Annotated in this window: 9 protein-coding genes; 2 read left to right on the forward strand and 7 right to left on the reverse strand. The window is 60.4% G+C overall.

Features of this window, described 5'->3' with window-relative positions:
• Positions 1-55 precede the first annotated feature (55 nt).
• Together K0H47_RS02965 and aqpZ are read left to right on the forward strand one after the other, a co-directional pair.
• Positions 56-1,888, forward strand: a complete 1,833-nt coding sequence (locus K0H47_RS02965; RefSeq protein ID WP_063032496.1) for an ABC transporter ATP-binding protein — start codon at positions 56-58, stop codon at positions 1,886-1,888.
• A 179-nt stretch (positions 1,889-2,067) separates the two neighbouring features.
• Complete coding sequence (gene aqpZ / locus K0H47_RS02970) at positions 2,068-2,766, forward strand: aquaporin Z (RefSeq protein WP_093200604.1); 699 nt, start codon at positions 2,068-2,070, stop codon at positions 2,764-2,766.
• An 11-nt stretch (positions 2,767-2,777) separates the two neighbouring features.
• On the opposite strand, the gene K0H47_RS02975 is transcribed toward aqpZ, so the two are convergent.
• From K0H47_RS02975 to aceK, 7 genes are all read right to left on the reverse strand, one after another.
• Positions 2,778-3,902, reverse strand: a complete 1,125-nt coding sequence (locus tag K0H47_RS02975; protein ID WP_219271910.1) for a GNAT family N-acetyltransferase — start codon at positions 3,900-3,902, stop codon at positions 2,778-2,780.
• Between the two features lie 230 nt (positions 3,903-4,132).
• Positions 4,133-5,467, reverse strand: coding sequence for an OprO/OprP family phosphate-selective porin (locus K0H47_RS02980; protein ID WP_219271912.1), 1,335 nt, complete (start codon positions 5,465-5,467; stop codon positions 4,133-4,135).
• A 339-nt stretch (positions 5,468-5,806) separates the two neighbouring features.
• Positions 5,807-6,040: an anti-sigma factor gene (locus K0H47_RS02985; RefSeq protein ID WP_093200614.1), complete on the reverse strand. Its 234-nt coding sequence runs from the start codon at positions 6,038-6,040 to the stop codon at positions 5,807-5,809.
• Positions 6,034-6,648, reverse strand: a complete 615-nt coding sequence (locus K0H47_RS02990; RefSeq protein WP_017479164.1) for an RNA polymerase sigma factor — start codon at positions 6,646-6,648, stop codon at positions 6,034-6,036. Before K0H47_RS02990 ends, K0H47_RS02985 begins: the two co-directional genes overlap by 7 nt.
• A gap of 25 nt (positions 6,649-6,673) precedes the next feature.
• A complete protein-coding gene (locus K0H47_RS02995) occupies positions 6,674-7,795 on the reverse strand; it encodes a beta-ketoacyl-ACP synthase III (protein ID WP_201142833.1) in 1,122 nt (373 codons plus the stop codon).
• A gap of 228 nt (positions 7,796-8,023) precedes the next feature.
• On the reverse strand, positions 8,024-11,935 hold the full coding sequence (hrpA, locus tag K0H47_RS03000; protein ID WP_219271913.1) for an ATP-dependent RNA helicase HrpA: 3,912 nt from the start codon (positions 11,933-11,935) through the stop codon (positions 8,024-8,026).
• Between the two features lie 70 nt (positions 11,936-12,005).
• Positions 12,006-13,727, reverse strand: a complete 1,722-nt coding sequence (gene aceK / locus K0H47_RS03005; RefSeq protein ID WP_219271915.1) for a bifunctional isocitrate dehydrogenase kinase/phosphatase — start codon at positions 13,725-13,727, stop codon at positions 12,006-12,008.
• Positions 13,728-13,923: the final 196 nt, after the last annotated feature.

Consider the following 13,923-nt stretch of genomic DNA (forward strand, 5'->3'; position numbering starts at 1 on the left):
CCAAGGCACCGCGCACATTTGAACAGGAGAGCCCGCCGCGCGGGCGTCATACCTAATGCTCTATCGTCGTTTTGAACAACTGATCGACATCTTCCGCGACGCTCCCAGCGCGGCCCCTCCCGATAAAGTCCTGCCCTTCTACATCTATTACCTGCGCCAGGTATGGCCGTGCTTTGCCGCCTTGCTGGTGGTGGGCCTGATCGGCGCGCTGATCGAAGTGGCGCTGTTCAGCTACCTGAGCCGCATCATCGACCTGGCTCAGGGCACGCCGCCCGCCAACTTCTTCCAGATCCACGCCAATGAGCTGATCTGGATGGCCGTGGTCGCCCTGCTGCTGCGCCCGATCTTCGGCGCCCTGCATGACCTGTTGGTGCACCAGACCATCAGCCCGGGCATGACCAGCCTGATCCGCTGGCAGAACCACAGCTACGTGCTCAAGCAGAGCCTGAACTTCTTCCAGAACGACTTCGCCGGGCGCATTGCCCAGCGCATCATGCAAACCGGCAACTCCCTGCGCGACTCCGCAGTGGCCGCCGTGGACGCGATCTGGCACGTGGCGATCTACGCCATCAGCGCCCTGGTGCTGTTCGCCGAAGCCGACTGGCGCCTGATGATCCCGCTGATCACCTGGATCATCGCCTACAGCCTGGCCCTGCGGTACTTCGTGCCACGGGTCAAGGAACGCTCGGTGATTTCCTCCGAGGCACGTTCCAAATTGATGGGACGGATTGTCGACGGCTACACCAACATCACCACCTTGAAGCTGTTCGCTCATACGAATTACGAGCAGAACTACGCCAAGGAAGCCATCGTCGAGCAAACCGAGAAAACCCAGCTGGCCAGCCGCGTCGTGACCAGCATGGACATCGTGATCACCACCATGAACGGCCTGTTGATTGTCTTTACCACCGGCCTTGCCCTGTGGCTGTGGACCCAATCCCTGATTTCAGTGGGCGCCATTGCCCTGGCCACCGGACTGGTGATTCGTATCGTGAACATGTCCGGCTGGATCATGTGGGTGGTCAACGGCATTTTCGAAAACATCGGCATGGTTCAGGACGGCCTGAAAACCATCGCCCAACCGCTGGCAGTGACCGACCGCGAGAATGCCCCGCGCCTGGAAGTGCCCCATGGCGAGGTGCGGTTCGATCAGGTGGACTTCCACTACGGCAAGAAGAGCGGAATCATCAGCGGTCTGAACCTGGACATTAAACCGGGTGAAAAAATCGGCCTGATCGGTCCGTCCGGCGCGGGTAAATCTACCCTGGTCAACCTGCTGTTGCGCCTGTACGACCTGCAAGGCGGACGCATCCTGATCGACGGCCAGAACATCGCCGAAGTCGCCCAGGAAACCCTGCGCGAACAGATCGGCATGATCACCCAGGACACCTCGCTGCTGCACCGCTCGATCCGCGACAACCTGCTGTATGGCAAGCCGGACGCCACCGATGAAGAGCTTTGGGCCGCGGTGCACAAGGCTCGCGCCGACGAGTTCATCCCGTTACTGTCGGACGCCGAGGGCCGTACCGGCCTGGACGCCCACGTCGGTGAACGCGGGGTCAAACTCTCCGGCGGGCAACGCCAGCGGATCGCTATCGCGCGGGTGCTGCTCAAGGACGCGCCGATCCTGATCATGGACGAAGCCACCTCCGCGCTGGATTCGGAAGTGGAAGCGGCAATCCAGGAAAGCCTGGAAACCCTGATGCAGGGCAAGACGGTAATCGCCATCGCCCACCGGCTTTCCACCATTGCCAGAATGGACAGGCTGGTGGTGCTGGAAAAAGGCCAGATTGCCGAAAGCGGCAGCCATGCCGAATTGCTCGCACAGGGCGGTTTGTATGCGCGATTGTGGCAACACCAGACCGGGGGGTTCGTCGGAATAGACTGATTCCGTTGGTTAACTGTACCCTCAATTCCGAACAATTCTGACAGTTTTCTCTATCTCACTGGTCTTGCGACACAATCCTGCTGTACTCCAATCAGGCCCCAGGAGGGCCCTGATTTAAGGCAGCAGGGAAGCGTCACAGACCCGTTAATCAGATAGAGCAATCTACTAAGGATGTGTTCATGTCACTGTTCAAGCGTTCCGTTACGGAAGGACTGGGTACGTTTTGGCTGGTGTTGGGTGGCTGCGGCAGTGCGGTACTGGCCGCATCGTCGCCCGTCGGGATCGGGGTGCTCGGTGTGGCCCTGGCGTTCGGGCTCACGGTACTGACCATGGCATTTGCCATCGGGCACATCAGCGGTTGCCACCTAAACCCGGCAGTGTCAGTGGGGCTGGTAGTGGGCGGAAGATTTCCGGCCAGGGAGTTACCGGCGTACATCATCTCTCAGGTATTTGGTGGCATCGTCGCCGCTGCGTTGTTGTACTTCATAGCCAGCGGCAAGCCAGGGTTCGAACTGGCCTCAGGCCTGGCGAGCAACGGCTACGGCGAGCATTCACCCGGTGGTTATTCAATGACGGCAGGCTTTGTGTGTGAGCTGGTGATGACGGCGATGTTCGTGCTGATCATCCTCGGCGCCACCGACCGCCGCGTGCCGGCGGGTTTCGCGCCGATCGCCATCGGCCTCGCGTTGACGCTGATCCACCTGATCTCGATCCCGGTCACCAACACCTCGGTCAACCCGGCGCGCAGTACCGGCCCGGCGCTGATTGTCGGCGGTTGGGCGCTCCAGCAGTTGTGGATGTTCTGGCTGGCGCCGATCCTCGGTGCAGTGGTCGGCGGCATTACCTATCGATGGCTGGGCACGGAAAAACCCGCCTGAGCCAAACGGGTTCAGCCCTGCCGGTAAGGCAGGGCTGCCCTCGCCTCCTCGGCATACGCCAGGATCCCCACGCTTTCGCGCTCCAGGAAATCCGCCACCGCGGTCTTCAAACCCGGATGTCGCAGGTAATGCCAGGAATGCGTGATCACCGGCTCAAACCCGCGAATCAACTTGTGCTCGCCCTGGGCACCCGCGTCAAAGCGCTGCAGGCCATGGGCAATCGCGTAGTCCATGCCCTGATAGAAACACGTCTCGAAATGCAGCCGGTCGAACTCGGCCAGGCAGCCCCAGTAACGCCCATAAAAGCTGTCGCCGCCGATCAGGCTGAAGGCCATGGCCACCGGCCGTGAACCTTGCTTGGCCAGCACCACGCGAATCGCCTCGGGCATGCGCTCGGCCAGCAGGCTGAAAAACGCCCGGGTCAGGTACGGCGATTGTCGGCGTATGGCGTAGGTGTTGGCGTAACAGGCGTAGACAAAATCCCACTGCGCCTCGCTCAACTCATGGCCTTGCAACCATTCGAACTCAATGCCCTGCCCCGCTACCTGTTCGCGCTCTTTGCGCATCTGTTTACGCTTGCGTGAACTCAGGGCATCGAGGAAATCCTGAAAGTCACGGTAACCCCGGCTCTGCCAGTGAAACTGGCAGCCCAGGCGTTGCAGCCAGCCTGGCTGTTGAGCCAGCGCGGTATCCGTCAGGGCGTCGGTAAAGTTGATATGGGCACTGGAAAGGCCTTCGATTTCCAGGTAACCGGGCAGGCTTTTAAGCAGTTCGAAGCCGTCCTCGGCGCGGGCGGCCAACAGGCGCGGGCCGCTGACCGGGCTGAAGGGCACGGCCGTCAGCAATTTCGGGTAATAGTCGATGCCCGCCCGCTCGCAGGCATCGGCCCAGCCGTGGTCGAACACGTATTCGCCGTACGAATGCCATTTGCGATAGCTGGGCAACGCGGCAATCAGCCGGCCACCTTCATAGTGCAGCAAATGCTCCGGCTGCCACCCGGAGTGCGGGCCGATGCTGGCGCTGTCTTCCAGGGCACTGAGGAATGCATGGCGCAGAAACGGCTGATCAGCGGGGACCAACCCATTCCATTCATCGGGCGCAATCTCGGACAGGTTATTCAAACGTTGTAACGGCATCCCATTCCCCGACGGTCACGGCTTTGTGTAGGAGCGAGCTTGCTCGCGATGGTCGTTAACGATAACGCGAGCATTCTGACAGAACGCGGTGATCTCTGGTTCTTTGCGAGCAAGCTCGCGCCTACAAGACTCGACGCAAAAAAAAAGCCCCGCCAAACGGCGGGGCAAACCAAATGAGGAGCGCTTTGACGGATGAAGAAAAAGCGCTTTGGAGCGGTATTGCGGGTTGCTTAGAACACGTACTGCACGCGGGCCACGATGGCGTCACCGCTGTCGTCACCGGCGGCGTTGACGATTTTGTCGGTCTTGGCCTTGATGTAGTTGGCAGAGATTTTCACCGCTTCGTTGGCGTACCAGTTCACCCCAATGATGTTCAGGTTGGCCTTGGCATCGCCCACTTCCCGAGTGGCGGTGTTGCGCACCACGTTTTTGTCATCCACGGTGATGTTGTCGTAGCGGTAGAACACTTCCCACGCGCCGTACTGCTTGTTCTCGGGCTTGATGGTGTCGAACTTGGCCCCGTCGAGTTTGTAGACACGGGATTCGCCGGTCAGGGTGTACGCCACCTGGCCGTAGAAGCCGCTGGCTTTCACGTCCTGATAGGCACTGCTGTCGGCCTTCAGCTTGCGGTTCAGGTATTCGCCCTGCAGGGACAACGGACCACGGGCGAATGCAAATTCGCCGCCGAACACGGTGTCGGTGTCGTAGGCGTCGTTCGCCGTCAGGCTGCCGGAATCCAGGCCCACACCGCCACCAAAGGTCGCTCGGTTGCCGTTGGCACCGGCATCGTTGCCGCCGTTGGTGGAAACGCCACGAACCCCAAGACGTGGACGAATACGCGAGTCGAAGGCCGTGTCTTTCAGGTCACGTACCGCATAATCCAGGCCCAAGTGCAGCACGTTGCCGGTGTCATGCATCGGTGCGAACACCGCACGGGCGTTGAATTGCTTCACGCCTTTGCCGTTCTTGTCGTTGATGTCCTTGGAGGAAACGCTGGCCGACAGGTAAGCCATGTCACCGACGACCGAACTGGCCTGGATACCCATGCCGTTGGCGTGGGAGTGAATCCAGTCAGCGACTTCATACGCCGCGTTGCGGTCGATGCCGGTCACCCACTTGGAGCTGGTGGCTTTTTCCAGGCCGAAGTCTTCGTCGAAGCGGCCGGCACGGATCACGACAGGCTTGAAGCCGGTGTAGGACAGGGACGCTTCGTCGAAGTAACCATCATCGGCGTTGCCGGAGTTGTGGGACAGGTCGTAGTTGACCTGGTACTTCCAGTCCTTGTAGACGGTGCCGCCAAACTCGATGTAGGCGCGGCGGAAATAGGCCGCGTCAGCCGAGTCACCGTTCTTGGTGTAATAGCCATCAAACGTGCCGTAATCGGCCTGCAAACGACCACCCAGCTTGAAGCTGAAATTCTGGTCGGTGGTTGCAACCTCAAGGCCGCCCTTGGTTTTGACAACGATATCGGCGCCGTCAGTTGTGACAGTACCGGCGAAAGCCTGGGCGGTGACAGCCAGGGCCAAGGCGCTGGCCGAGAAACCGGCGAAGTGCTTACGGATCATCGAAGAATTCCCCTAATTGATGGTCTTGTGCATTGGTAAAAAACGCGGTTTAGAGCCGCTGGTGTTGGGGGGCGATCTTGGCGAGGGGATATTTCAGCCGGGTTGCTGGAACATAAAGATTTTGTTACTCGGGAACTTTTTAATAGCCATTCGAAATAAGACGAAGCCTACGTAAATCAAGGCTTCAGCCTATAAAAATGGTAAAAATGCCAGATGTTGCGAAATGTAAAAACAATCGAGAAAAATGAATATTTTTTCATGTTGTTTATTTTTTGAGCAAAAAAAAGCCCACATCATTTATCGATGCGGGCTTCGTTTTTGTGTGAAAAGTGACGGGTATTACTGGTCGCGGGAACGCTCGGCGGCCAGGCGTTCGGCCAACGCATCAACATCGTCGATGGGCGGCTCGGGCAGGATCTTCAGCGTCGCCTGCATCAAGCGCATCTGCCGGATAAAGCGCCGGCAGTTGGGGCAGAACATCAGGTGATGACGCACCAGCAGACGTTCGCGAAAGGTCAGTTGCCCATCGAGATAGTCACTGGAACGCGCCACTTGTTCTTTACAGGTCAACATTCGCCGGTTTCCTCAAAATGCTCCACCGTGGCGAAGACTTTAAGCCGTGCTCGATGCAGCAGCACACGAACATTGGAGAGCGATAGTGTCAGAAGATTACAAATCTCCTCCAACTCCAGCCCCTGACGTTCGCGCAGCAGCAGTACGCTGCTTTGCAGCTCGGAAAGACTGGCCAGCGTGTGTTCCAGGCATTTGCGCAGCTCGTCTTCGGTGAGCAGCGCTTCGGGAGTGTCCTGATGCCAGGCAAACGGCGCGACGGCCCAGTGGCCATCGTCAGGCACAAAGCGGTCATCGCCGATGGTGCCGTGGGGCGATGGCAGGTCATCGAGCAGCACTTCCCGGCGATTCTGCTTGTAGCGGCCTTTGGCCGAGTTGGCCGTGATGGTCAGCAGCCAGGTCTTGAGGCTGGAGCGCCCCTCGAACTTCGCCAGGTTGCGCACCACCGACAGCCAGGCGTCCTGGACCACCTCATCGGCATGGCGCTGGCCAACGATGGCATAGGCCACGGCACGCATCGCGCTTTGGTAGGTGGTGACCAACTCCTTGTAGGCCCGCTGCTCACCCTTGAGCAATCGTTCAAGCAGGTGCGCGTCGTCCGCTGCTGCCATTCAAGACCTCGATTTCAAAACATGATCAGCGTTTGCGCAGAATCACGCTACCAATCGAATACCCGGCGCCAAACGAGCTGAGCACGGCCACAGCGCCCTTGGGCAAGTCGTCCTGGTAGGTGTGAAACGCAATCACCGAACCCGCGGAGCTGGTGTTGGCGTAAGTATCGAGGATCACCGGCGCTTCTTCCACCGAAGCCTCACGGCCCAGCAGTTTCTTGACGATCAGGTGGTTCATGCTGAGGTTGGCCTGATGCAGCCAGAAGCGCTTCACGTCGCCGACATTCAGCTGGTTTTCCGACAGGTGCTTGCCGATCAACTCGGCGACCATCGGGCAGACATCACGGAAGACTTTGCGGCCTTCTTGCACGAACAGCTTGTCGGGGGCACCGATGCCCTCTTCCGCCGCGCGGTTGAGGAAACCGAAGTTGTTGCGGATGTTGTTGGAGAACTTGGTCAGCAGCTTGGTGCTCACTACGTCGAACTGGTGCTCGGAAGTGGCCAGGTCGGCCCGCTCGAGAATCACGGCGGTGGCGGCATCGCCAAAGATGAAATGGCTGTCGCGGTCACGGAAGTTCAGGTGGCCGGTGCAGATCTCCGGGTTGACCATCAGGATCGCCCGGGCCTGGCCCAGCTGGATGCTGTTGGCGGCATTCTGGATGCCGAAGGTCGCCGAGGAACAGGCCACGTTCATGTCAAAGCCGAAACCCTGGATACCCAGCGCTTCCTGGACTTCAATGGCAATCGCTGGATACGCCCGCTGCAGGTTGGAACAGGCGACGATCACACCATCGATGTCGGCGGCGGTCCTGCCGGCGCGCTGCAAGGCTTGCTCGGCAGCACTGACGGCCATCTGGCAGAGGATCGACCACTCGTCGTTGGAGCGCTCCGGCAGGCGTGGCGCCATGCGCTGTGGGTCGAGAATGCCGGCCTTGTCCATGACAAAGCGGCTCTTGATGCCCGAGGCCTTTTCGATGAAGGCGGCGCTGGATTCGGTCAGCGGCTCGACGTCACCGCGTTCGATGGCTGCGGCGTTATCCAGGTTGAACTGTTGCACGTAAGCATTGAAAGACTGCACCAGCTCTTCGTTGGAGATGCTGTTGGCCGGGGTGTACAGGCCTGTGCCGCTGATGACGACGTTATGCACGGTCGTTCCTCTAAATCTGTTCAGGCAGAAGGGTATTGGTACCGTCGTACCAAACCGTAAGTAGTTTTATGCCGCCCAGCGGCCTTCAAACTGGTAACGCTTTATTCCATCGCGCCATGGCTGCGCCAGCCCAATTCGACGATCCCGGCATTTATAACCGCGAAGTTTGCCATAAAGCCTGGGGTTTGGCGCCATTTGCTCGACGGGCGCCTGTCCCCGGGATTGTGGTCACGCTTCGACCAGGCTCCATTGCTTGCTCAGGCGCTTGTCGGAAATCGGTACCTTGGTGCCCAACTGCTGGGCAAACAGCGATACCCGGTATTCCTCCAGCCACCAGCGATACAGCTCCAACTGAGGGTCGCGCTTGCCTTCCTGGGCGTGCTTGTTGAGGCGATTCTGATACTGGCTCCACAACCCACTCAGTTCGGTACTCCAGACCCGATCCTTCTGCACCTGGCTCGGCAGTTTCTCCAGGCGCAACTCGATAGCCTTGAGGAAACGCGGCAGCTCCTTGAACCATTGCGCCGAGGTTTCCCGCACGAAACCGGGATACACCAGGTTGCTCAATTGCTGCTTGATGTCATTGAGAGCCACGGCCTGGGCCAGGTCAATCTTGCCTTTGAAGCGTTTTTGCAGGCCATGCCACAGTTTCAGGATGTCGAGGGTCAAGCGCGCCTGGCGCTCGGCATGTTCGGCCCAACTGCCACGCTTGCGCTCGGCCAAGGCGGCCAGGCCGGCGCCGTCACGTGGCAGGCTGGCTTCGCCTTCCAGCACGCAGCTGTCGAGGCTGGCCAACAGAATGTCTTCCACCAGGGCCTCGATACGCCCCAGCTCGCGGTACATCAGCCCCAACTCGGTCAGGCCGGGCAACTTGCCCCGCAGGAATTTTGCCGGCTCGGCCAGTTGCTGCAGCAGCAAACGCTGCAAGGCCCGACGGTGCTGGAACTCCGCCTCGGCGGCGGTGGAGAAACGTCCTTCCTTGACCGTGCCGTTTTCTTCCACCAATGCCGGATACACCGTCATCGACAGGCCGGCGATGTTTTGCTGGGTTTTCTCAGCCACCGCCGCGAAGACCTTGGCTTCCACCGGCTGCTGGCTTTTCGCGGTCTGCGGTACGGCCAATGCGGCCTGGCTGGCTTCAGCGAAACGTGCAGTCAGCTCGGCCAGGTCGCGGCCTTCACCGAGGAACTTGCCCTGGCCGTCGACCACTTCCAGGTTCATTTTCAGGTGGTTTTCCACCTGTTGTGCGGCCTCGGCCCAGGCTTCATCGCTGACCCGTGCCCCGGTCATGCGCAGCAACTCGCGCCCCAATGCCTGGGGCAACGAGCCTTGGCCAAATTCGATGCGTTGCAGGGCGGCCTTGACGAAGTCCGGCACCGGCACGAAGTTCTTGCGCAGGGCCTTGGGCAAGTTGCGCACCAGGGCAATGCACTTGGCCTCGATCACACCCGGCACCAGCCACTCCAGGCGCTCGGGCGGCAAGGCCGGCAACAGCGGCGCCGGCACGCGCAAAGTTACGCCGTCCCGGGGATGGTTGGGCTCGAAGTGATAACTCAAGGCCAGGGCCAGGTCGCCCAGGTGCAAGGTGTCCGGGTAATGGGCGGCAGTGACTTCACTGGCCTCGCGGGCCAGTACGTCTTCTTCGCGCATGATCAACAGCTGCGGGTCTTTCTGGCTGTTGACCTTGTACCAACTGTCGAAGGTCGCGGTCTGGTGGATCTCGGCGGGCAGGCGCGCATCGTAGAAGGCGTACAGCGTTTCCTCGTCCGCCAGGATATCGCGCCGGCGGGCCTTGGCTTCCAGCTCGTCGAGCTGTTCCAGCAGTTGCTGGTTGGCCGTCAGGCAGCGGGCCCGGGACTGAATCTCGCCGCGCACCAGGCCTTCACGGATAAACAGCTCGCGGGACGTCACCGGATCAATCGGCCCGTAATGCACTGGCCGGCGCCCGACGATGATCAACCCGAACAACGTGATCTGCTCAAACGCCACCACTTGGCCGCGCTTCTTCTCCCAATGGGGTTCGAAGTGGTTTTTCTTGATCAGGTGCCCAGCCAATGGCTCGATCCAGTCGGCGTCGATCTTGGCCACCATCCGTGCATACAGCTTGGTGGTTTCCACCAGTTCGGCGGTCATCAGCCACTGCGGGCGCTTCTTGCCGATGCCCGAGGAAGGGTGAATCCAGAAACGCCGCTGACGCGCGCCGAGGTAATCGCCGTCTTCGGTCTTCTGGCCGATCTGACTCAGCAGGCCGGACAGCACCGCCTTGTGCAGTTTCGGGAAATCCGCCGGCTCCTTGTTGACGGTCAGCTGCATGTCGCGGCAGATCAGGCTCAACTGGCGGTGGGAATCACGCCACTCCCGCAGGCGCAGGTAATTCAGGAAGTTCTTGCGGCACCAGTTACGCAACGGGCTGGCGGTCAATTCCTGGCGCTGCTCTTCAAAACCACGCCACAGATTCACCAACCCGGCGAAGTCCGAATCCGGGTCCTTCCACTGTGCGTGAGCCTGGTCGGCGGCTTGCTGGCGTTCCGGCGGACGCTCGCGCGGGTCCTGGATCGACATGGCGCTGGCGACGATCAGCACTTCCTGCAAGCTGCCGAGCTTGGCAGCTTCCAGCAACATGCGGCCCATGCGCGGGTCCACCGGCAAACGCGCCAACTGGCGGCCCATCGCGGTGAGCTGGCTGTTACGGTCGACGGCGGACAACTCTTGCAGCAGGTTGAAACCGTCGCTGATGGCCTTGCCATCCGGCGGCTCGATAAACGGGAAATCGGTGATCTCGCCCAGGCGCAGATGCAGCATCTGCAGGATCACGGCCGCGAGGTTGGTGCGCAGGATTTCCGGGTCGGTAAATTCCGGACGCCCGATAAAGTCTTCTTCGCTGTACAGGCGTACGCAAATCCCAGGCTCAACCCGCCCGCACCGGCCTTTACGCTGGTTGGCGCTGGCCTGGGAAATCGCCTCGATCGGCAAGCGCTGGACCTTGGCCCGGTAGCTGTAGCGGCTGATGCGCGCGGTGCCGCTGTCGATTACATAACGAATGCCCGGCACGGTCAGTGAGGTCTCCGCGACGTTGGTCGCCAGCACCACGCGTCGGCCCGGATGGGACTGGAAAATCCGCTGCTGCTCCGCCGGCGACAGGCGCGCATACAGCGGCAAGATTTCAGTGTGCTTGAGCTGGGCCTTGCGCAGCATGTCGGCGGCGTCGCGAATCTCGCGCTCGCCGGGCAGGAACACCAGCACATCGCCGGGGCTCTTGCGTTCGCTGCGTTCAAAGGCGGCGATCTCATCAAGGGTGGCGAGAATCGCCTGGTCGACGGTCAGGTCGTCCTCGACGCGGTTGCCCTCTTCGTCCTGCTCCAGGGTCAGCGGGCGATACCAGGTTTCCACTGGGAAGGTGCGGCCCGACACTTCGACAATCGGCGCATCGTCGAAGTGCTTGGAAAAGCGCTCCAGGTCGATGGTCGCCGAAGTAATGATGACCTTGAGGTCCGGACGACGCGGCAGCAGGGTTTTCAGGTAGCCCAGCAGGAAGTCGATGTTCAGGCTGCGCTCGTGGGCTTCGTCGACGATGATCGTGTCGTAGCGTTCGAGGTAGCGGTCGTTCTGGGTTTCGGCCAGCAGGATGCCGTCGGTCATCAGCTTGATCAGGGTGTTGGAATCACTCTGATCTTCAAACCGCACCTGGTAACCCACCAGCGAGCCCAGCGGCGTCGCCAACTCTTCCGCAACCCGGCTGGCCACGCTGCGCGCTGCAATCCGCCGCGGCTGGGTGTGGCCGATCAGGCCGTATTGGCCGCGACCGATTTCCAGGCAGATTTTCGGCAACTGGGTGGTTTTACCCGAGCCGGTCTCACCGGCAATGATCAGCACCTGATGCTTGAGCAACGCTTCCTTGATCTCGTCACGCTTGGCGGCGATCGGCAGGCTGTCGTCATAGCGAATCACCGGCAGGCTGGCACGCCGCGCCGTCACCTGGGCGCAGGAGGCCTGCATCCGCGTCACCCACTGCGCAAGTTTTTCCTCATCGGGTTTCTTGCGCAGCTCAAGCAGTTGCCGCCGCAAGCGGTGGCGGTCGGCGAGCATGGCGTGATCGAGGTTTTTCAGCAGTTGGTCGATAGCGGGCGCTTGGTCAGTCATCAGGTACGCAAAGGTCGTCTATGTAGGCAGGGGGCGGATTGTCGCAGAAAAGCGCCGCCACGCGCTCCCCTCATTCATTGTCCAGGCCCTTGCGCCGGTAAGGAAACACATCGATCACCTTGCCGGCGCGAATCGCGTCTTGCAGACCTTTCCAGTAGTCGGCGTTGTACAACTCGCCGTGCAGTTCGTCGAACAGCCGGCGCTGGCCAGCATCGGCAAACAGGAACGGCGGGAATTCCTCCGGAAACACATCCAGCGGGCCGATGGAATACCAGGGCTCGGAGGCCATTTCATCTTCCGGGGTACGCGGCGCCGGGATGTGGCGGAAGTTGGCCTCGGTCAGGAAACAGATTTCGTCATAGTCGTAGAACACCACGCGACCATGGCGGGTGACGCCAAAATTCTTCAGCAACATATCGCCAGGGAAAATATTCGCCGCCGCCAGTTGCTTGATCGCCAGGCCGTAGTCTTCCAGCGCCTCACGCACCTGGGCTTCGTTGGCGTTTTCGAGATAGAGGTTGAGCGGGGTCATGCGCCGCTCGGTCCAACAGTGGCGGATCAGTACCGTATCGCCTTCCACTTCGACGGTGCCGGCGGCGACTTCAAGCAGCTCGGCCAGGCATTCGGGCTCGAACTTGCTCAACGGAAAACGGAAGTCGGCGAACTCCTGGGTGTCTGCCATGCGCCCTACCCGGTCGACACTTTTCACCAGCCGGTACTTCTCGATCACCGTGGCGCGATTGACGTTCTTCGACGGCGAAAACCGGTCCTTGATGATCTTGAACACGGTATTGAAGCCCGGCAGGGTAAACACGCTCATGACCATGCCGCGCACGCCCGGGGCCATGATGAACTGGTCGTCGGTGGTGGCGAGGTGGTTGATCAGCGCCCGGTAGAATTCGGATTTGCCGTGTTTGTAGAAGCCGATGGAGGTGTACAGCTCGGCGATGTGCTTGCCCGGCAGGATGCGCTTGAGGAAGCCGATAAACTCCGCCGGCACCGGCACATCCACCATGAAATAGGAGCGGGTGAACGAGAAGATGATCGACACATCCGCTTCGTCGGTGATCAGCGCGTCGATCTGGATGCCGCGCCCTTCCCGATGCAGCAGCGGGATTACCAGCGGCCACTGTTCGTCGCGGGTGTAGATGCGTCCGACGAGGTAAGCGCCTTTGTTGCGGTACAGCACCGAGGAAAACAGTTCGACGTTGAGGTCCGGGTCTTTGCACACCCAGTCCGGCAGGTTTTCGCGCAATTGCGCTTCCAGGCGGCGCAGGTCGGCGGGCAAGTCGGCGTAGGGTTCGCTGAAACGGTAGTCGGCGAAAATCTGTTCCAGCATGCCCGCCAGCTTGCCCCCCGGCTTGTAGGTGCGGGTTTGCGCCGCCCGGGCGCGGCGCAGGCTGGGCCGGGTGGTGTGAATGAACATGCAGCCGTCGCTGATCAGGTCATGGCTGAACAGACCGCAAAACGTCGAGTTGTACCAGGTCTCGGACAGCTCATCGTCAAACCGCAGGTCGATCAGGCTGATGTAGGCGCTTTTCACCAGCGGCCAAGCGGCAATGTCGAGCAACACGGCCTCTTCGAAGGCCGCCCGCAGTCGCGCCGTGACTTCGCTGACCTTGTCTTCATACAGGTTGATGCGCGCTGCCGAAGCCGCCTGCCCTTGCTGCCACTGCGCCTTTTCGAAACGCTCCCGGGCGCCATCGGTGATCTGGCGGAAGTGCTCGCGGTAGTCGTCGAAGCCGTCGAGGATCATCTGCGCAATGTCGAGGGCGGGCGTTTGCTGCGGCATTTGGGAAACCTCTGCGGGCATTTGGAATGAGCTGAGCTTAGCCAGTGTGCAGGGACAGGAGAAGGGACATTTTCCGTTCAGACTTGTACAGGTTTGTTCATTTTGTACATTTATTTTCAATTTTATTAATTCGACCATTCGGTCAATAAAAAACCTCGAAGTCATCCTTGCCAAGTTAAACGTTTCATCTGAAGGC

The sequence above is a fragment of the Pseudomonas sp. Xaverov 83 genome (genome assembly GCF_019352905.1).
GTDB classification, from domain to species: Bacteria; Pseudomonadota; Gammaproteobacteria; order Pseudomonadales; family Pseudomonadaceae; genus Aquipseudomonas; species Aquipseudomonas yamanorum.